Source organism: Paenibacillus sp. FSL H7-0940 (assembly GCF_037979415.1).
GTDB lineage: Bacteria > Bacillota > Bacilli > Paenibacillales > Paenibacillaceae > Paenibacillus > Paenibacillus amylolyticus.
This window is the reverse complement of record NZ_CP150280.1, coordinates 4,729,939-4,751,248: the sequence shown is the minus strand read 5'-3', so window position 1 is coordinate 4,751,248 and position 21,310 is coordinate 4,729,939. Positions and strand designations below refer to the sequence as shown.

Genomic DNA, 21,310 nt, shown 5'->3' with positions numbered 1-21,310 from the left:
TAAACGAAAAATATACTATGTTATAGGTTGATAGGTGAAAGGATTACATCGTTCATCAGATGAAAAATAATCATATTAAACCGAAGGAGCAACCATATGTCCATTCAACCGACTGCTTTACGTTCAGTGCTTAACCCCAGGTACCTGGGGTCTGCATTGAGTAATCAATATGACATTGGAACATGGGAAGAATGTTTGTTTTGGCTTAGAGGATTAAATGATACCTACCGGGTTCGCACGTCCAGTGGCATGTACATTCTCCGTATCTACCGCACTGAAATCACGGAGGCAGATGTTCAGTATGAGCTTTCATTATTGTCTCAACTCAAGAACGTTCTAGGTTCTGCGGAACATACCGACATTGGAGAATACATCGAGAAGAAAGATCATACGGGATATACGGTGTTGGAGGCTGCGGAAGGCAAGCGGGTTGCTGTAATGTTTCGGTATATTGAGGGTACGGAGAACAACCTGGAGGATGAGGAGTCTTGTTACGCCTTTGGTCAATCTGCCGCTGAATTGCATGAGGCTATGGATCAGGTGAACATGGAGCTGCCACGATATGAGCTGGATCTGAAGTTACTTATTGACGAACCTCTTGAGCGAATTATTCACTATATCGGTGAGAACAATGAAGCAGCAGCATTTCTCCATACGTTTGCCACAACATTAAAAGAACGCATCGTTGCCACTTCCAGGCAAGACCTGGACTTTGGTCTGTGCCATGGCGATATGCATGGGAATAACAATGTATTTCAACAGGAACATCAGTTCATCCATTATGACTTCGAGTGGGCAGCCAAAGGCTGGCGTGCCTATGATTTAGCTCAAGTGAAAGTTCGAAAAAGACAGTCTGATGAACGAAAAGCAGCATTATGGGAAACGCTCATGGCAGGATATCGTTCAGTCAGAAGTTTCTCTGCCGAAGATGAGCAGGCGGTTGATCTCTTTATTGTTGCTCGCCGATTCTGGGTGATGGGACTAGATGTTGCTTTTATTGAGAGTGATACGGGTGCGCTGGACTATGGTTCGGATTGGCTGGATAGTTTCGTGGAAGAATTCCGGGAAGCAGATATCGTTAGTTAATCATTCAATGAAAAAGAGAATATAGTTACCATCATCATGCCGCCATTCTGGCGGCTTTTTTAGTTTGAATGAACGTACATACCTGTGTGCTGTAATACGTTTACTCTGCGAATTCAACAGGCTTGTCATTGAATTTGTACCCGACACCCCGAATTGTACGGATATAGTGTGGCTTGGCCGGATTTTGTTCCAGCTTCTTCCGCAGATTATAGATATGCACCATAACTGTATGCGTATCGCCCATATGCACATCATCCCAGAGCAACGAGAAAAGCTGTTCATTTTTGTATACGCGGTTAGGGTTCTTCGCAAGATGGAACAATAATTTGAATTCCTTGGCCGACAAAGCAATGGGTTTGTCACCGACGAGTACACGATGGGTGGCTGGGTCGATGAGTAGTTGATCAAATACCAGCGTTTCATCCACCTGTTCCTCTTGTTTCTGTGGCATGTTGTTTCTCCGAATATGAGCCTTGACTCGTGCAATCAGCTCAATTGGACTAAATGGTTTGGAGATAAAGTCGTCCCCTCCCAGCCCAAGTCCGATGACTTTGTCTGTGGCTTCATCCTTACAACTTACGAACAAAATAGGCACATTACTCGTTTTACGAATCTCGCTACAGATCTGAAAACCATCCATCCCAGGCAACAGCACATCCAGGAGTACAAGATCAGGTGAATGCTCCTGTGCAGCTCGAAGTGCCTCCACGCCAGTGTATGCAGATATAGTCTGAAAACCTTCCCGTTTCAAAGACATCGTTAACAATTCATTGATTTCATGATCATCATCGACGATCAAAATCGTGTTTTTCAAAGACATAGGGCTTTCATTCTCCTTATGTATATCGCTTTGGTCAAAGTCCGTATCCTTCCAATCGTTCGTTGAAAGTCCTCGATGTATTCTGTTTCAAGTATCGCATGTGGACCGGGATAAGTCGATTGGATACATAAAATTTGATATGAAATTGAGGTTAACTTGAATTTCAATTTATGGTCTTGATGATTAGGCTCCTTCTATAATTAATGATATTAAAACTTGGGCGTTCCAGGTTTGAGCTCTGGAGGGAGATAGGTCTAGTGAATGGAAGTGGGGGGAATCGCCTGAAATGGGTGTTGTGGAGTGTGGTACTGCTTGGTGCACTGGTAATCAGTGGGTGTTCATCTGACGCTGCGCCAGACCAGATCAGAGAAAAGACGCTTGGAAGCTCATCAAATGAAGTCATCGTGGGAGCTGTATGGCCTTTTGAAAAGCAGAATGAACAATTCCGTGAAGGACTTCAGTTGGCGCTGGAGCAGATTAACAAAGAGGGTGTTCTGGGAGGGAAAAAAATTAAATTGCTGGAGATGGACGATGGCGCTTCCACGACAAAGGGCATGGCCATTGCGCAGCAATTTGCCGATAATCCCTCCGTCAGCGCGGTCATTGGACATCGGGGTTCTTCCGTAACCGTACCGGCTTCACGTATATATGCCAATGCGGGCATTGTACTGTTGTCTCCGGCATCGACCTCGCCCAAACTGACCGATGTGAGCAGTCCTTATATTTTTAGAAATATACCGAATGATAATCAGATCGGGCAATCTCTTGCCCTGTATGCTGCGGGCACGAAACATGAGAATATCGCAATCTACTATACCGATGATGAGTATGGTAGAGGGCTCGCGAATGCATTTGAACGTCAGGCTACCCTATCCGGACAGAATGTGGTTGACCGCGTATCCGGTTATAAGGACGGAGCCGACATGATGCGGATTGCGAATAAATGGGAAACACTGGACACGGATCTGATCATGGTAGCGACTAGGGCTGACGAAGGCATTACGTTTGTCAAAGCAATCCGTGCGGCGGGTATGGATACCCCTATCATTGGGGGAGATGCGCTTGATTCGGCTGAGTTTGCACAAGGCGGCGGGTCCGTAGAAGGCACAATCGTCGCTTCCGTATACGATGATCAGGGACAATCGACCGTCAATCAAGATTTTCGATCAACCTATATTAAACACTATGGTAAGGCACCGGACAAATGGGCAGCACAGGCATATGATTCACTGAAATTACTCGCTGCGGGTATAGAAGAAGCAGGTTCACGAAGTCCGAAAGCGATAGCAGAAGCTTTGTCCGACCTTACATCTTGGGAGGGGGTTACGGGTGAACACTTTTTTGATACCCAGGGTGATGTTCAGGGAATGAGCATTGTAATGAAGAAGTTACAGCAGGGCAAATTTCAGACCCTGAATGAGACGCCCGTTTCAGATTCATCACGAGATTCAGCGAAAGGGGGAGGTCAGGATGAATAAACAGGTTTTTCGAAAAGTAGCCCTTGAGCGGCTGTCTTCTCCTGAACAGCTGGATAATCTGGTACGAGTCACCTCTCCCCGCGGCTGGTTGATGCTCATCGGAGCAGGTTTAATTCTGGCAGCTGCGCTGTATTGGGGAATCTTTGGCACCATGACCACGAGGGCAGAAGGACAGGGTGTATTGATTCGGCCGGGCGGCCTAAAAACGGTACACACCTCTTCAGAAGGCGCAATCTCCGATATTGCAGTGGTGGAGAATGATACGGTTCAGCAAGGAGAGGTGATTGGTCGGATCGAGCAACCGGCATTGCTTGACCAGATCAGGCAAACGAAGCTTGCTATCACCAATCTGCAAAGTGCCTCATCTCAAGGCAAGTCAGGACGTGTTGCGGAGCTGGGCAAGTTAAAACAGCAGCAGGAGCAGCAGTTACTGAACTATGAATACCAGACTCAAGTGGTCAGTCCTTACACAGGAAAGGTCACCGAGGTGTTAGTTAAGAATGGAATGTATGTGGGTGAAGGAACGGAGATGTTCCGGATGGAGACCTACGGGTCTCAGACGGATGAATTAATAGGGGTTATATATGTGCCCGTAAATCAAGGCAAGCAGTTACTTCCGGGCATGGAAGTCCGCGTCTCGCCAAGTACCGTTAATCGTGAAGAATATGGCTCCATGATCGGGCAGGTCGTTTCGGTATCTGAATTCCCCGTAACGGTACAAGAGTTACAGTCTACATTAGGTAACGAGGGTCTTGTAGAGCAGATGGCCTCACAAGGTCTCTCGCTGGAAGTACGCGTGAATCTCTCACCTAACTCGGAGTTGTCGAGTGGATATAACTGGACAACGAAACAAGGTCCGCCTGTGCGTCTGAATAGCGGAATGACGATGGATGGAACCATTACGGTTCATTCGCAGCGACCGATTGCAACCGTCATTCCCTATTTCAAATGAGGAGTCAATATAGTCGAACAGGCATAGGGAGGATGATGGAGTAGTGGCCCCAAGAAGAGTGAAAACGCCGACGGTATTACAAATGGAAGCTGTAGAATGCGGAGCTGCCTCACTGTCGATCGTACTTTCCTATTACAAAAGTTTCATTCCGCTGGAGGAGCTTCGGATATCCTGTGGCGTGTCCCGTGATGGCAGTAAAGCGAACAATATTCTCAAGGCAGCAAGGCAATATGGAATGGAAGCCAAAGGGTACCGTAAAAATCCCGAGGATCTGAGAAACATGCCATGGCCGGTCATCATCCACTGGAACTTCAATCACTTTCTAGTATTGGAGGGCATTCAGAAGGATCGGGTGTTCCTCAATGATCCGGTTACGGGCCCGCGGGAGATTACCTTTGAGGAATTGGATCAGTCGTTCACGGGTGTTGTACTGACGATGAAGCCTGCGGAGGGTTATGTCCCACAAGGCAAAACGTCAAGTCTGCTTAGCTCTCTCTCCAGTCGAATCAAAGGTTCGGAGAAGGCACTGGTCTATGCGATTATAGCAGGATTGTTTCTGGTTCTGCCCGGTCTGGTCATTCCGGTGTTCAGCAAAATTTTTATTGATCAGGTCTTACTTGGACATCTGAACAATTGGTTATTCCCGCTTCTGGTTGGTATGGGAATAACGGCGCTGCTGCGTGCATTGCTGATTTGGCTGCAGCGCTACTACTTGCTCAGACTGGAGATGAAATTGGCTTTAAGCTCATCCAGTCGTTTTTTCTGGCATGTACTCCGGTTGCCGATTGAATTTTTTTCCCAACGGCATAGCGGAGACATCGCATCAAGGGTGGCCATCAATGATCGGGTCGCGCAGCTGTTGTCTGGACAGCTGGCAGTCGCTGCACTGAATTGTGTCATGATCCTGTTTTATCTGCTCCTGATGTTGCAGTACAGTGTATTGCTAGCTGTAGTTACGGTAGGGGTATCCCTGCTTAATGTTATATTCATGCAATTCATCACGCGTAAGCGCAACGATCAGAATCTGCGCCTGTTGCAGGAAAGCGGCAAGATGCAGGGTGTCTCCATGAATGGACTTCAGGTTATTGAGACGTTGAAGTCCAATAGCTCTGAGTCTGATTTTTTCGTCAAATGGTCAGGTTATCAGGCAAAACTGTTGCAATCCAATCAGCAATTTGGCGTATCCAATCAGTTTCTGATGTCTGTTCCCACACTGTTGACCAGTCTGGGGGCTGTTGCCGTGTTATTTTTTGGCGGTTTTCAAGTCATGGACGGGGCGTTGACCATTGGTTCGTTGGTGGCTTTTCAAAGTCTTGCGGCAAGCTTCAGTCAGCCTGTGAATGAGATGGTCATGCTGGCAGGAACGATTCAGGAAGCAGGAGGAAGCATGAAACGTCTGGATGACGTGTTGCAATATCCGGTGGATCGTCAGATTCAATCGGATCTGGATGAAACAGACGAACAGAAGGACCGTGCCAAGTTATCCGGTCAGGTACAGATCAGTAATCTGACATACGGATACAGCAAGCTGGAGGCACCGTTAATTGACCAGTTTAATCTGTCTATTCAGCCAGGTATGAAGGTGGCTCTGGTTGGTGGTTCGGGTAGCGGAAAATCCACGATTGCAAAACTGATTGCCGGAATATATGAACCGTGGGAAGGTGAGATTCGATTTGATGATCTGCGTCGGGATGAGATCTCCAGGCATCGGATGGGCAATTCCCTGGCCGTTGTGGATCAGGAGATTGTGCTGCTTGAAGGCACGATCAAGGAAAATATTACATTCTGGGATGCAACGATTCCAGAGACGGATGTCGTTCGTGCAGCCAAAGACGCCGTCATTCATGACCATATCGCAGAACGTAGCGGTGGGTATGACCACATGATTTCGGAGAATGGCGGTAACTTCAGCGGAGGACAGAGACAGCGGCTGGAAATAGCCAGAGCCCTTTCAGGCAACCCGTCGATTCTGATCCTGGATGAGGCGACGAGTGCACTTGATCCGGCAACAGAGAAATTGGTCGATTACAGTCTTCGGCGCAGAGGTCTGACCTGTATTACGGTGGCTCATCGTTTGAGCACCATCCGGGATGCCGATGAGATCATTGTACTGGAACGCGGGAAGATAATTGAACGGGGAACGCATACGTTTTTGATGGAGCAAAATGGATATTACACCCGTCTTATTCAGAGTCAGTAACAGGGGTGCAGAAGGGGGTGAAAGCGTGGCAGAGCCGATCAGGCCGAAAATGGAGTCATTTTTTACAAAGGTTGGAACGATTCATGATGTGGAAGGAAATAACCCTATTCTGATCACGGATGAGAACAGTGTATGGTACGTGGCTTCCGGTTACGTGGATGTATTCGCTGTAGTCATGGAAGGAGAGAACGCCGGAACAAGACATAAACGCCGTTATATGTTCAGTCTGGATGAGGGAGCGCTCTTGTTCGGCTTTGACAATGGTCAGATGGTGGAGCGAATGGGCTTGTTGTTAACAGCGTCTGTCGGTACCAAAGTATTCCGGATAGATAAGGAGTTACTCCTGAACCGAAGAGTAAACGACCAGTGGGATAACGAGTGGCTGGCATCCAGGGTAGATCAGTGGGTTGGTAGTTGGTCGGCAGCACTGAATGTACGGAATTCACCACTTGAATTTACACTGTTGGAACCTGGGGAAGATCAGAATCTGATACCTGATCAGACCTGGAGGCCGATGCGTACCGTATGGATTAAAGTACAGGATGGCATGGTACTCTGGGGGAAAGAACATCCCGTTACTACAGAAGATGCTTGGTACATACCCGTAACGTCCTCGGGCTGGCTGGAAACGCAACAAGCGGCTGTCGTTGATGTAATAGCAACACAGTCCTGGTTACCCACAGATCCGTCACTTCACGGGTTATATGCGTTTCATCGATTAATCGCCAGCAGGCTGTCAATCGTCGTTGCCAAGGAACGCTTGCAGGAACAGGAACGCTTGCAACAGCGTACGGAGCATGATGATTCCTTAATGGACCATGCGCTCAAAAAACTGATTGCCGTTACCGGGCCGGATGAGCAGCAAGTTGTCTCTTTTTATTCTACTGATCCGCTTTACCCCGTAGGCAAGATCGTTGGGGACTATGCTGGTATCGTGATGAAGCCTGTTACACGAAAATTAAAAAGCCAATCGAAGCGTTCACCTGTCCAGGAGATGGCGGAATCTTCCGGTGTGCGGTCCCGCCAGGTCGCACTTAAAGGGGAATGGTGGGAAGCGGACAATGGACCGCTTGTTGGATACCTGGAGACATCAGGCGAGCCAATTGCATTAATCCCGGCAGGGGCCAATTCTTATCGCTGGGAGAATCCATTGCACGGGGAAAATGGGTTCGTTAATGATGAAATGGCGGCTACCATACAGCCGATGGCGTACATGTTTTACCGGCCTTTTCCCGCGCGCGAGCTTGGCATCAAAGACCTGCTTCAGTATGGTGCTCACCACTCGGTTCGTCGGGATCTCGTGATGGTGATTCTGATGGGGGCACTGGCTGGATTACTGGGCATTATGGTCCCGCTCGCCAGCGGTATTCTGGTGGATACCATTATACCGGAGTCTTATCGAGGGCCGTTGGTACAGATGGCCTTTATCCTCATCGCGGTCGTGTTATCGATTGCCTTGTTCCGACTCGCAGGTTCACTTGCCGCGCTGCGTATGGAAGGACGCGTGGAGAATGCGGTTCAGGCTGCCATCTGGGATCGATTGCTGAATCTGCCGGTTTCGTTCTTCCGAAACTATTCAGCCGGGGATTTGGCTTCCAGAGCGGGAAGCATCAATGCGATTCGGCAGCTGTTATCCGGTGCAGTAATCAGTTCGCTGCTAACAGGTGTGTTCTCCATTTTTCAATTTGCATTATTGTTCCGGTATAGTCCTGTTCTTGCCTTGGTGGCGGGTGGTCTTGTCCTCATCTCCATGTCATTTACCTTTGCGATTGGCCTGCTACAGGTACGTTACCAGCGCCGATTGTTGGAGCTTCAGGGACAGATTGCCGGAACAGTACTTCAGCTATTGAACGGAATGAGCAAATTTCGGATGGCAGCAGCCGAGAACCGGGCTTTCTTCTTGTGGGCCAGAGCATTTGCGGAGCAGAAAAAGTGGTCCTATAAAGTTCGGATGCTGGATAGCTTCTCCAGTGTATTTCATGCCTTTTTCCCATTGCTGACATCAATGGTGTTGTTCTATCTGGTGGTCTCTACCCGTTCAGAAATGTCGGCAGGACAGTTTATCGCCTTTTTCGCTGCATTTACCAGCTTCCTTATGGCCATGCTCGGTATGGCTACAGCACTATTATCCGTGGTGAACATTATTCCATTATATGAACGAGCCAAACCCATTCTCAAAACGTTACCTGAAATCCATGATCAGTTGGAAGATCCGGGTGAGGTGAGTGGAGCGATCGAGATTCGCCATATCCAGTTCCGGTATGAAGAGGATCAGACACTTGTGTTGAACGACCTGTCGATGGATATCAAATCAGGACAATATGTAGCCTTTGTCGGGGCATCAGGCTGTGGAAAGTCTACCTTGATGCGACTGTTACTTGGTTTCGAACAACCTCAGAGCGGCTCTATTTATTTCGATGGTCAGGATCTGCGTTCGCTTGATATCAGCTTGCTTCGGAGTCAGTTCGGCGTGGTGTTGCAAAATAGTAAACTGATGTCCGGTGATATCTTCACAAATATCACAGGAACGTCGGATCTGACGATTCAGGATGCTTGGGAGGCCGCAGCCATGGCTGGATTCGATGATGACATCCGCAGCATGCCCATGGGAATGCATACGGTCATTTCTGAAGGTGGAGGTACACTATCCGGTGGGCAACGGCAGCGTTTAATGATTGCCAGAGCCATTGCCAAACGGCCGAAGATTCTCTTTTTTGACGAGGCAACAAGTGCATTGGACAACCGGACACAGCGTATTGTCAGCCAAAGCCTCAGCAAGCTTCAGGTGACAAGGATTGTGATTGCACACCGGCTCAGTACGATTACGCAGGCGGATCATATCTATGTATTTGATAAAGGCAGAATCATTCAGTCTGGTACCTATCAGGAGCTGATGGAGCAGAATGGGCTCTTCGCGGAACTGGCCAGCCGTCAGCTGGCGTAGATTTGAACTAAACTTGAAGTAACCTTGAGCGTTGCTTGAAACTGGGCTGTTATGCTGAATAAGGTAAGAAACCAAATCGATCTATTGGAGGAATCATTACATGAGTTGGACAGAAGAGCAGATTCAAGAAACGGTTAACGCAGTTATGGCTAAGGCAAGTTCGGATGCAGCATTCCGCGCATTGGCTGTAAGCGACATCTACGCAGCAATTCAGCAAGAAACGGGTCAAGAAGTACCACGTGAGTTCAAAATCAATGTAGTGGATGGAACAGGTTACCACGCAACGATTGTATTGCCAGAAGCACGCGGCGAGGCGGATGAGTTGACAGAAACCGAGCTGGAATCTGTGGCTGGTGGTAGCAAAGACGGCGCAACTGATTTCTTCAATGGCGTGGGTAGTATTGCCGAGGATGCTGCAAGAGCAGCCATCCGTGTTGGAGAGAATTACGGTAACGCACAAGCCAAGTAGTCTTCCTTATATACTTCATACTTATATTAAAAAGCATGGAATGAATTGGAGTGTGATCCCCTACCCAGGTAGGATCGCACTCCAAATTGCTTAACACGAGCCGAAAAGTCCGCTGTCTGAACAGGAATTCAGTGCAGCAGTCACTATGGCTACAATGACGAACAAGAGGTGCCTGCGTGTCAAGGAAGACAGCTTTCTCATTGAAATGGATCAAATCATTCTGGATGATTGTGCTCTGTATGGTATCTGGAATTGCGGCAGGATTATACGTTCCTGAGTTGGCTCATGCCGTATCACGTTTTGGCGATCTGTATCTGTCCTTTTTGAAGATGTGTGTCATTCCCATTATGATGACCGCCATCATCTCTAGCATCGGCAGTCTGTTTATCCAGAGCGGAGCGATGAAGATGATCGTTCGCATGTGCATGGTATATACCATAGCGTTGATATTCTGTGGTCTGTTGGGTCTCGGTCTTGGTGGAATAGGTCGTCCGGGTGCAGGGCTGCCAGAAGAATCCAAACATGTACTTGGGGCTATTGTATACGATCTGAGCGCCGATAACAGTGCCCTGTCCATCGAAGAGAAGCCGCAGGGGATATTTTCGTTTTTGCTTAACATGATTCCATCCAATATATTCACAGCGCTGACGGAAAACAATACGCTGCAAATCTTGTTTTTTTCCGTGATCGTTGGGGTGGCAGTCGGCATGATGCGGACACCGCAGGGAGATGACGTGCTGAAGATTGCTGATGTATTGTTTGGAGCGTTTCAAAAGGTGATCTCCTGGTCCATGTACGCATTGCCTTTTGCACTCTTCTGTATGATGGCAGGGCAGTTCGCAACACTAAATTTGGATATTCTACCTGCCATGATGAAGTTGATTATGATGTTTTACATTTCCAGCGTGATTCTGATTGGGCTATCTATTGTGATGATGGCTGTAACATTGCGGAAGCCTGTCCGGGTAGTCCTGTCTGCATTGAAGGATACGTTAATTCTGGCATTCGGTACACGGAATAGTATCGCCACCGTTCCAACCTGTATGGAGGCACTGAGTATGAAGCTTCAGCAAGATCCGCGTATCGTTCAATTGGTCGTACCCCTGGGCATGATCATGTGCCGTTACAGTATGGTGCTTGTGTATACGCTTGGCATCACCTTTACCGTTCAATTGTATGATTTTGACTTTACGTTGTCGCAGTGGATCGCGGTGCTTGCAGGGGCTGTGGTGATATCGATTGCTGGTGCAGGCTCCCCGGGTGTTGTCTCTATTGGCATGATAGCGGTTATTGCGGAGATGCTGGGTCTGCCTTCCGAGGTCACCATCATTCTGCTTTTGGCTATGAATCCAATTATTGATCCTATCATTACGGCTGCGAATGTATCCATACAATGTCTAACCACTTCACTATTGTCAGCCAGAAAGGATAACTATGATCACTATCAAACGGCTAACACTCCAGGACAGGTTGAAGTATAAATCGTTCATGTTTCAGTGGTTATACAAACAAGTGGAACAGAGCTTGAATGATCCAATGGAATCTGAACGGTTCATGTTAATCGGAGCAGAATCGCAAGGTGTCCCCGTGGGCCTGCTTGTGCTTGAGCAGCGGGGTGGATACGGGCATGCAGTCTTACAGTGTATCTTCGTATCGAAGCCATGGCGCAGGCAAAAAATCGCTACATCGTTGCTCCAGGAAGCACGAATTTTAGGTATGGAGAAAGAAATGGCTACGCTCTCTCTGAGCTATTACTCTGACAAGTCTTCGTCGGATACGATCGAAGCTTTATTGCATAAGGAAGGCTGGATACAGCCTCAATGTGAATCAGTCGTTTTCCATATCCATCTTGGAAGCGGAATTGCTGAGGCGACCTGGTTAAGGGAACGAGCTATCCCCAATGGGCTGGAGTTATTTCTATGGGCAGATCAGGAAGAGGGGCAACTTAGACAATCCATTGAAACAGGAGAGCTTGATTTCCCTTCATTTTTGTCTCCGTTCAAAACCTTTGCTCCCCTGGAACCAAGCAACAGCTTTGGTATTCAATCCACACAGGGAGTTCAGGGGTGGTCGATGACGTATCGACTGGACGAGGATACGATCTTGTATGATGCACTGTATATTGCGCCGGAATATCAACAGTTCGGTCTGGCTTTTCAGATGCTGGGCAGATCCATCCGGGTTCAAACGGAGGCAGGCATCCCCCACGCGATGTTCACAGTTAACCAAAGTACACCAATCATGATGAAGCTTTCCCGGCAGTGGCTTGCACCGTATTCCTGGAAGACGAGTGAGAAGCGAAGCAGTTATATCCGATTGGGATAAGGAGAGGAGGACGAATATGAGCGACAGAGAGAATGCCAACACGAAGGATCGTATCGTGATTACAGGCATGGGCGTATTATGCGCACTCGGCGATCATCCGCAGATGGTATATGAGCGTATGCTTGCTGCTGAGACCGGAATTCGGGAAGTAACCCGCTTCGACACGGATAAATTACAGAGTTCACTTGCAGGTCAGTTGGAGGATCCCATCCGAGAGGCGGTACTTGCAGGCACAGCGGAGCTATCCATGGACTTATGTGCACGGTATGCCATCGCTGCTGCGAGGAAAGCGTTAATCGATAGTGGCCTTTCAATAGCACATGCGGATAACATGAAGCATCACGACAGGGCAAAAGGAACAGGTGGAAAGCCATCCGTTTTTCCTGCGCGGATCGGACTCACGCTGGGTACGTGTAACGGTGGAGTTCTATCTTTGGAAGAACAGTGGAACCTGTCTGAGTTGGACGTTGATCATACGTCCCGGTACCCATTTTATCAGCAGGGCGATGATGCAGCGCGAGTTCTGGGTGTGGCAGGTCCGGTCGCAACGTTAAATACGGCATGTGCTGCGAGTGGCAATGCCATAGGCTATGCAAGTGATCTCATTCGCTGGGGGTATGCCGATGTGATGCTCGCTGGTGGATCTGATCCATTGTCGCATAGTGTATATGCCGGATTTAATGTACTCCGTGCACTTAATTCCCGTCCCTCTTCACCCTTCAGCACCCAATACGGATTGAATCTGGGAGAAGGTGCTGCTTTTGTGGTTCTGGAGAGACTGGACGCCGCACTTGAACGTGGTGCTACGATCTATGCTGAATTATGTGCCTATGGGTTGAGTAACGATGCCCATCATATGACGGCTTCTCACCCGGAAGGTGCAGGTATACAACGTGCAGTGGAGATGGCGATCAGCCTTGCCGGAGTATCCAAAACGGATATTGAATACGTAAACGCACACGGGACTGGAACACAGGCGAATGATCGTGCTGAAATTAGTGGTCTGCAGGGTAGTTTCGGGCCTAATCTGTCGATTCCTATCAGCTCAAGCAAAGCCTATTTTGGTCATACATTAGGTACTTCGGCTGCATTGGAGCTGGTTACCTCGCTCTACGCTATCAGGCAAGGATACGTTCCCGCTACGCTTCATTTTGAAGAAGCTCGCGAAGGATGCGAGGATGTTGATATCATTCAACATTCGATGCGTCCGATGCGCCCGGAATATATGATCTGCAACAATTCTGGCTTCGGAGGACACAATGTTTCGCTTGTGCTGCGTACAAATGGAATCGAAGAAGAGCGGTATTCAAGCGTGCAGAATCCTGAACGTGAGAATTCACTTGCAGGGCATCCGGGCGAGGCAGTCCCCCGACGACGTGTTGTCATTACTGGAGTGGGTGCCGTCAGCAAAGGGGATATCCGTAAGGGAAATGTACTCGGGGCTTTTGGTAAGGATACCAAACAGGTAACGGAAACGTCCTTCTTCTCCTTAAAAGATTACGATAAGAGCAAATATGAGCGCAGAATGAACCAGCTCACACAGAATACGATAGGTGCAGTCCTTGCAGCGATGGAGGATGCAGCGCTGGGCGAGTCTCAGCGGGAACATACGGGCTTTATCTACGGTACAGCACGAGGAAGCACGAGCAGTATTTCGAACTTTCTGGAATCTGTATTTGTCAAAGGCCCGGAGTATGCAAGTACGATCTATTTCCCGCATACGGTCATTAATTCCATTGCTGGCCAGACGGCTGAAAAATTACAATTTAAGGGATTCAATAGCTCCTTCAGCACAGGAGGCAACGAGGGATTGACTGCGGCATTGTATGCAACGGGCAAGATCCGAGAGGGAGCCCTGAGGTCTTGTCTGATTGGTGCTGGAGATGAACGATCCCAGCTTACGGAGGATATCGACCGGGCCAAAGGATTGCAGGACAGCCGTTACGAGATGACGGAAGGCAGTGTCTGTATGGTCCTCAGTGACCTGGAAGAAGCTGATCAGACGCGATCCGGGATCTATGCAGAATTGAGTGGACTCGGTGTTGCTTCTGGCGCAGCACAGAACGCTTCGAGACAGAGCGAGGCGTTGATCCGGGCAGTTACCGATGCACTCCATGAAGCTGAAACCAGCATGGGGCAAATGGATCTGATTTTGCTCAACTCAGTGGGACGTCCCGGTGAATTGGAATTAGAGCAGAGCGCCATATCCTCGATGGGGAAAGGTGAGGTCGCACAATTCGTGCCGATCATGACCCTTAATGCGTGCACTGGTTATGGAGAATCGTACAGTTCGATGTTACATCTCGCGGCGGCTGCAGAGCTTGTAAGCCCGGGAGCCATGCACGAACTTGCCAAAGGTACCTACGCCCATCTGGGCCTGCCTGAGCGATCTTCTGCATACCAGCATATTTTGACCATCAGTTCTACCGTTAATGGCAGTTATTCTGCGGCAATCGTCAGTAGCGTCGCTGAGTGAACCGTGTTAATTGAAAAAATTATAGGAGGCTTACACATATGACAGTGAATTACGAGGTAGAGATGGATGAGATCAAACAGACAATCAAACAAACGTTGTTAATTGATCGGCTCAAACTGGAGGACATCACCGCAGAGGAAATTACGGATGACATGATTTTGTTCGGTGAAGAACTGGGACTGGACTCTGTGGAGGCGTTTGAGGTTATGGTTGGTATGGAAGAAGTATACGGCGTGATGGTCGAGGACCTTCCCGCGACAGAGTTGCAGATTCATCTGAAAAATGTGCAATCTATTGCCGAACTGATTATGGCCAGAAAGACCAAAGGAACGCGAGGCCAATGACCTTTCGTGATCACGTCGTTGTGGTTACGGGGGTAACACGGGGCATAGGGCGGGCCATAGCGCTGAGATTCATTGCAGAGGGAGCCATTGTGGTAGGCATTTTTGTCAGGGATGACGCTGCAGCGGACCGGCTAACAGAAGAGGTGAGTGCAGCAGGCGGACGGATGCGGTTGTTCAAGGGCTCTGTTGCGGACCATGCTTTTGTAGCGGATGTGATGAAAGAGGTATTTGATACATTTGGCCGTGTGGATGTCCTGATTAATAATGCCGGAAGATCGAGCGACCAGATGGCACTGCGGATGGAAGAGCAACAGTGGAATGAGGTGCTGGACACCAATTATGTTGGTGCCTGTTATTGCTCACAGGAAGCGGTCAGCTACATGGTTCTTCAGGACAGTGGAAGCATTATCAACCTGGTGTCGGTGAGCGGTATATACGGCCGGGAAGGGCAGTGTAATTATGCAGCTTCCAAAGGCGCTTTGATGGGGCTGACGAAGTTATATGCCCGCCTGTATGCATCACACAACATTCAGGTCAGTGCCATCGCACCAGGTATGATTGATACCGAGATGACGGTGGAGGTGCCGGAAGAGAAACTGAATGATTTTCTGCGCCACACCCTGATCGGAAGGCAAGGATATGCGGAAGAGGTAGCTGAGGCGGTAATATACCTCGCAGGACCCGCGGCACGTTATCATACCGGACAGACATTAAAACTGGATGGCGGCTTTTTGCGTTAAGGGCAAACTTGAATTGGAATCAGAGGGAGGGAAGCTAATGAAAACGGCGTATGTGCATCATGCAGAGAGTACAGTTATGCAGATGATGGTTGTATATTTGTTACATCGTGGCTTGCAGATTACAGCAAGCTTCGCCACATCAGAACAAGCAGAGCAGTTTCATTCCGATCTGTCTGTGCACGACCAGAAGAACTGCCGGACTATCGTTGCGCCGGACCTGGGAATGAAGGGAATTGAATCCGTACTGTCAGCATCTGCCGAGCATATGCAGGGGCTCGACTTCTATATTCATGGCAGTAGCTGGGTGGATGAACTGTCTGAGTTCCAAAGTGATCCGGCGGCTTTTGCTCTAACCAGCCATCGTCAGTTAAGTGAACTCTTTCTATATACCCGTGCAGCAGGTCATTTTATGGCGCGTAAACAGAGTGGACAGATGATCGTACCCATACTGGCAGATATGATGCACTATAGTGGATTTCCTTCTTCTCCGGTGTATAACCAGGGTGCCCAGGCATATGTCAAAAGCTTTGCCAAAGAGATGACGCCTTTTCGAGTCTCGGTCAATACGTTAACGTTTGGTTACTACCGTATGGAGAACCATATAAATGCCGGACGAAGTCGCAGGAAGATCTATGATATGTTCACCTTAAAACCTTCTGTGCCTGAATTGGAAGAGCTTGTACAAGGTCTAGGCCTGTTACTTGATTATGGTCAGGGCATGAGTGGTCAAAATATAACGTGGGGTTACGGTATTCCGTCTGTTCTCTGATATGATCTGAGACAATACGGCTTCAGTAATCTTCGAAAGAGGCAGAAGATGGGATATCAACAGAATGGAAACGATGCGGAGCAGGAGAACCGCCTGTCCGATGAACTGCTGGAAGAAGAACTGGAAGAGGTTGTCGGTGGGCTGGCAACTGTTTCGATTGCGCGTTGCGAAGTCTGCCACATTCGAATTGCAGTGTACGAGATGAGCGTATGTGCAGCTTGTTTTCGCAAAACGCAGCTTCCACTTGCAGGAGAAGGGGGCTAACCATGATCAGAAGTTACGGCCGGCTGTGCAGCTTGCTGTTGTTCATGTTAATCATAGGACTTATCCTCTCATCCTGTACAAGCGTATCCCGAGACGCTGCATCAACCATAGCAAGTCCGCAGATTGAAACGGCTCAGTCTCGGGCAACAGAAACGGACATCACAGCAGCTAAGGCAGCTAAGGGAAGTGAGCCCAGAGTTTATACTGCGGAAGAATTAGAAGGATATCCGCAAGATATTCGGGATATTTTGAGCAGGGGCAAGCTGAGGATTGGATTGAAGGTAGAGGACCGTTATCCGTTCTTTTACACCGATGAAGAAGGGTTACTGCGCGGGAGCGATGTTGAGCTTGCCAACGACATCGCTCTTAAACTTGGAGTTAAACCGGAGTATATCCGAACAGCGGATTCTTTCGATGAAGTGATTGATCAGGTGTCTTCCGGGGAGGTGGATGTCGGCATATCCAAATTGAGTATCACCCTGGAGCGGGCGAAGCGAGTACTGTTCTCTAATGCGTATCTACATTTTAAACAAGCACTGCTGATTAACCGCCTTCAACTTGCGGAGCTCGGCAAAAAAAACGAATTTTCCGATGTGCTAACGCTGCTTCAGCAACGTGGAACACAGATCGGCATTGTGCAAGGCACGTCTTACGTAGGCTTCACACGTGAGCTTTTCCCCACGCAGAATCAGATTGCCTACAAGAATACTTCCGAATTGTTTGATCGTGTGCGGCAAGGCGAAGTGATCGCTGCAGTCTATGATGCTTTTGAAATTTCACGTTATTTGGATCAGAATCCAGCCTACTCCCTTGACCTTCAATATGTGCAGCTGGAGGATCAGGATGACGATATTGCCATCGCCGTTGATCCGCGCCGCATGCATCTCCACCAGTGGATCAATACGTATCTTCACATGCAGGAGAAGAAGATTCAGCGCTGGCTTGAAAACTATGGCATCTGAACAATAGGGTTGTGCTATGATACATGCATGAACCCGATGGTTCGGTTTTTTATTCAGTTAAAAGAGGGGACACCGTGGTGGGAATCTCATGAATAAACGTACTTCTTTCCTGTATTACATCATCCCTGTTATGCTATTTTTTCTGATTTTCACGGTGTTGATCTTGTTCGAATTACCTTCTAATCAGATGAATGCAGAAGTTCAGGATGGGCGTTTAACGATTACCAGTGAAGCTCTGTCCTCTGGAGAAGGAAGTCGGTTAGATGGCGAGTGGGCATTCTATTGGAAACAATTGCTGGAGCCCAAGGATTTTGCCAGTGAACGAACCGGTCCGGTAAGTTACGTTAATGTTCCAGAATCTTGGGGGGATTATGAAATCAGTGGGCATAAGCTGGATAATACGGGATTCGCCACGTATCGTCTGGTGGTGGATTTACCTGAGCAAGATATAGAGCTGGGATTACTAACCTCAGGGATAACTTCCGCACACCGATTGTGGATTAATGGCAAACTTGTATCCGAAAGTGGGATTGTCGGACGAACGTTAAAGGAATCTTCTTCATATAAGGTGCCTGCTCTAATCCGAATGGAGGCAGGGCAGACCCAAGCTGATATTATTATTCAAGTTTCGAACTATACACATCGAAAAGCGGGTCTGTTTGGCTCTCTAACGATCGGTGAATATAATCAATTGAATCAATCCATGAAATACAAAATTGTATCCGAGAGCATGATTATTGGCTGCATGTTGATTATGGGGCTCTACCATATCCTGTTGTATGCATTGTTGCGCAAAAATCGGGAGTCTCTGTATTTTGGTCTGATCTGCATTCTGCTGGCCATGAAGAACAGCTCTGATTCCCAGTACATTTTATCAGAGCTTATTCCGGGAATGAGTGGTGATACGTTCCTTAAAATTGAGTATTTAGGCTTCTTGGGCAGCTCTCCACTTGCTCTACTTTTTTGTTACTCCATTTTCCCCAACGAGATGTCCAAACGATTACGTATATTTTGGATTCCAGGGTTGCTATTCACTGTATTTATCCTGTTCACACCTACTCAGGTATATACGAAGTTTGCGTTGTTCATGCAGGCATACGCGATTCTGATCGGGATTGTGATCATTCAAAATGTGGTCCGAGCTGCCATGAAAAAACTTGGTGGGGCACACTGGATGCTGGCAGGTACCATCGTATTCTTCATTACTGTAGTGAATGATATTTTAATGAATAACGGTATAATTCAAACAGGAATCTATTTCTCATATGGTCTTCTCTTTCTCATTCTTTGTCTGTCGATTATTGTATCCACCAAATTTTCCAATGCCATGAAAACCAATGAACGTTTATCTTCGCGCCTGCTTGAATTGGATCGGGTAAAAGATGAGTTTCTGGCCAATACCTCCCACGAGCTTCGTACACCGCTCAACGGAATTATCGGGCTTACGCAGTCGTTGCTACACAGCATGGATGACCGGTTGGAAGATAACCAGCGAATGCATCTGAACATGATCGTCTCAAGTGGTCAACGTATGTCTTTTCTGATTAACGATATTCTGGATTATGCACTTCTTAAAAATAACGATGTACGTCTGAATCGAACCAAAATAAATCTGCACCAATTAGTTCAGGTAGTCCTCACCGTGGTTAAACCGCTCATTACTGGTAGGGATCTTCTATTACATAATCGAATTGATCCCCATTTTCCACCGATCGAAGCAGATGAGAATCGAATGCAGCAAATTTTGTTTAATCTGGTCGGCAATGCGATCAAGTACACACCATCGGGTCATATCGTGATTCGTGCACGGATTGTGCAGGGTGATATAGAAATTCAGGTAGAGGATACAGGGATTGGCATACCGGAGGATAAATTTTCAATGATTTTCAATCCATTCGAAAAGCTGGAATCCATTGATAACACGGGTACCGGACTTGGACTGAAAATCACCAAGCAACTTGTCGAGCTGCATGGAGGAGAGATTAAAGTACAGTCGAAAGTGAATCAGGGCTCCCTTTTCTCGTTCACCATCAGGCAGCATAAGAAGAATGTTCCAACTGCGCTACCGGATAAGCAAAACAATGAATCCATTCAGAACGGCGTAAGCACCCTTCGTTCTGTTGCAGAAGTTAAGACAGCAAGTTCACATGCTCTTAATAAGGAAGTCAGTTCCGCGAAAGAATCGGAGATCCAACTTTATCGTGTATTAATTGTGGACGATGAGCCCGTTAACCTGCAGGTGGTGATTCAGCAGCTTGCACCACTGGCCTGTGTGTTTGAAATTGCGAACAGTGGCACTGAAGCACTCGTGCGTATCAATGAGTTGCAGAATTTTGATCTGGTGATCACGGATATGATGATGGTCGGCATGTCTGGATATGAACTATGCGGATTGATCAGGGAGCGTTACAGTCTGATTGAGTTACCTATTCTAATTATGACAGCAAGTAATCGAGATGATACAATTACAGCCTGTTTTGCCGCTGGAGCTAATGATTATATATCAAAACCTATTGGACGTAATGAACTCATAAGCCGTGTACGCACACTGTTGTTGTTAAAAAGGTCTGCTCAGGAGCTGAGTCTGAACGCACAGCAGCTTGAAGAGTTGAATCAGCAGTTATCCGAGTTAAATACCAACCTGGAGCATCGTATTCAGGATCGTACAGTAGAGCTGGAGCAAAAAAATAAAGATATGGGCCGTCTGGAATTGTCACGCAGACGATTGCTGAGCGATATATCGCATGAACTGCGCACACCGATGACTGCGATTCAGGGCTATGTGGAGGCAATTGTATCCGGATTGGTGGATAATGAAGAGGATCAAAAAGTATATCTGCAAATGGTCTTAGTGAAGGCGCTGGGGCTAAACCGTCTCATTCACGATCTATTCGAGTTGTCCCGACTGGAGTCGGGCAAGTCTGAAATGATCTTTATCATGATGAGCTTGCAGGAGTTAATGGATACCATTCAGGACAAATTCAGGCTGGACATCGCACGTGCTGACATGAGCTACGAATTTCAGATGAACATTACGACTGCTCAGCGAAGTGAATATCAAGTCGTGATTGATATGGATCGGATTACTCAGGTGTTGACCAATCTGGTGTTTAACGCGATTCAGCATACAGGTGCAGGTGGAATGATTCGTCTTCATTGTTCCATTGAGGAATGGGAAAATGACGGTGAATCTCCAGGACGACTTACCATCCGTGTGGAGGACAATGGAGCGGGTATTATGGAAGAGTCACTGCCATTTGTATTTGATCGCTTTTTCCGTGAGAAACATGATCGGCATGTGGTTCAGGGCAGTGGAATTGGACTTGCGATTGCGAAGGAAATTATTCAGTATCATGATGGAAACATACACGTAGAAAGTGAAGTCGGAAAAGGGAGTTCTTTTTATTTCACGTTGCCTCTGTATGTTCTGGATTAGGGAAAGACAAGCATCTCGATGATTAAGTCGGAAATGATTGAGTTC

At 47.7% G+C, this 21,310-nt stretch carries 16 protein-coding genes; 15 read left to right on the top strand and 1 reads right to left on the bottom strand.

Annotation, left to right across the window (positions count from 1 at the left end; translation table 11 throughout):
* Positions 1 to 96 precede the first annotated feature (96 nt).
* Positions 97 to 1,086 (top strand): phosphotransferase, encoded by a 990-nt coding sequence (locus MHB71_RS20950; protein ID WP_340027550.1) that lies wholly within the window; start codon positions 97 to 99, stop codon positions 1,084 to 1,086.
* Between the two features lie 100 nt (positions 1,087 to 1,186).
* Here the strand turns inward: MHB71_RS20950 and MHB71_RS20945 are convergent, their stop codons facing one another.
* Positions 1,187 to 1,906, bottom strand: coding sequence for a response regulator transcription factor (locus tag MHB71_RS20945; RefSeq protein ID WP_076253775.1), 720 nt, complete (start codon positions 1,904 to 1,906; stop codon positions 1,187 to 1,189).
* Positions 1,907 to 2,163: 257 nt separating this feature from the next.
* Between MHB71_RS20945 and MHB71_RS20940 the strand changes: the two genes are divergently transcribed.
* The 14 genes from MHB71_RS20940 to MHB71_RS20875 all read left to right on the top strand — a co-directional run bounded on the left by MHB71_RS20940 (position 2,164) and on the right by MHB71_RS20875 (position 21,265).
* A complete protein-coding gene (locus tag MHB71_RS20940; RefSeq protein ID WP_340027548.1) occupies positions 2,164 to 3,384 on the top strand; it encodes an ABC transporter substrate-binding protein in 1,221 nt (406 codons plus the stop codon).
* On the top strand, positions 3,377 to 4,336 hold the full coding sequence (locus MHB71_RS20935; protein ID WP_340027546.1) for an NHLP bacteriocin system secretion protein: 960 nt from the start codon (positions 3,377 to 3,379) through the stop codon (positions 4,334 to 4,336). The genes MHB71_RS20940 and MHB71_RS20935 overlap by 8 nt, the downstream gene beginning before the upstream one ends.
* Before the next feature lie 43 nt (positions 4,337 to 4,379).
* Entirely contained in the window at positions 4,380 to 6,536 is a 2,157-nt protein-coding gene (locus MHB71_RS20930) for an NHLP family bacteriocin export ABC transporter peptidase/permease/ATPase subunit (RefSeq protein WP_340027545.1), read from the top strand.
* 25 nt (positions 6,537 to 6,561) lie between these two features.
* Entirely contained in the window at positions 6,562 to 9,480 is a 2,919-nt protein-coding gene (locus MHB71_RS20925; protein WP_340027544.1) for an NHLP bacteriocin export ABC transporter permease/ATPase subunit, read from the top strand.
* A 100-nt stretch (positions 9,481 to 9,580) separates the two neighbouring features.
* The gene (locus MHB71_RS20920) at positions 9,581 to 9,949 is read left to right on the top strand and encodes a hypothetical protein (protein ID WP_017690595.1); all 369 of its coding nucleotides are present in this window, start codon (positions 9,581 to 9,583) and stop codon (positions 9,947 to 9,949) included.
* A gap of 176 nt (positions 9,950 to 10,125) precedes the next feature.
* Positions 10,126 to 11,430 (top strand): cation:dicarboxylase symporter family transporter, encoded by a 1,305-nt coding sequence (locus MHB71_RS20915; protein ID WP_340027543.1) that lies wholly within the window; start codon positions 10,126 to 10,128, stop codon positions 11,428 to 11,430.
* Between the two features lie 7 nt (positions 11,431 to 11,437).
* Entirely contained in the window at positions 11,438 to 12,274 is an 837-nt protein-coding gene (locus tag MHB71_RS20910) for a GNAT family N-acetyltransferase (RefSeq protein ID WP_340027542.1), read from the top strand.
* Between the two features lie 16 nt (positions 12,275 to 12,290).
* Complete coding sequence (locus tag MHB71_RS20905; protein WP_340027541.1) at positions 12,291 to 14,750, top strand: beta-ketoacyl-[acyl-carrier-protein] synthase family protein; 2,460 nt, start codon at positions 12,291 to 12,293, stop codon at positions 14,748 to 14,750.
* A gap of 38 nt (positions 14,751 to 14,788) precedes the next feature.
* Positions 14,789 to 15,094, top strand: coding sequence for a phosphopantetheine-binding protein (locus MHB71_RS20900; RefSeq protein ID WP_083684981.1), 306 nt, complete (start codon positions 14,789 to 14,791; stop codon positions 15,092 to 15,094).
* Positions 15,091 to 15,834 (top strand): SDR family NAD(P)-dependent oxidoreductase, encoded by a 744-nt coding sequence (locus tag MHB71_RS20895; RefSeq protein WP_340027540.1) that lies wholly within the window; start codon positions 15,091 to 15,093, stop codon positions 15,832 to 15,834. Before MHB71_RS20900 ends, MHB71_RS20895 begins: the two co-directional genes overlap by 4 nt.
* A gap of 37 nt (positions 15,835 to 15,871) precedes the next feature.
* Positions 15,872 to 16,603: a hypothetical protein gene (locus MHB71_RS20890; RefSeq protein ID WP_340027539.1), complete on the top strand. Its 732-nt coding sequence runs from the start codon at positions 15,872 to 15,874 to the stop codon at positions 16,601 to 16,603.
* A 48-nt stretch (positions 16,604 to 16,651) separates the two neighbouring features.
* Complete coding sequence (locus tag MHB71_RS20885) at positions 16,652 to 16,867, top strand: hypothetical protein (RefSeq protein ID WP_340027538.1); 216 nt, start codon at positions 16,652 to 16,654, stop codon at positions 16,865 to 16,867.
* A 2-nt stretch (positions 16,868 to 16,869) separates the two neighbouring features.
* Entirely contained in the window at positions 16,870 to 17,829 is a 960-nt protein-coding gene (locus tag MHB71_RS20880) for an ABC transporter substrate-binding protein (protein WP_340027537.1), read from the top strand.
* An 88-nt stretch (positions 17,830 to 17,917) separates the two neighbouring features.
* Positions 17,918 to 21,265, top strand: coding sequence for an ATP-binding protein (locus tag MHB71_RS20875; protein WP_340027536.1), 3,348 nt, complete (start codon positions 17,918 to 17,920; stop codon positions 21,263 to 21,265).
* The last annotated feature ends 45 nt before the right edge of the window (positions 21,266 to 21,310 follow it).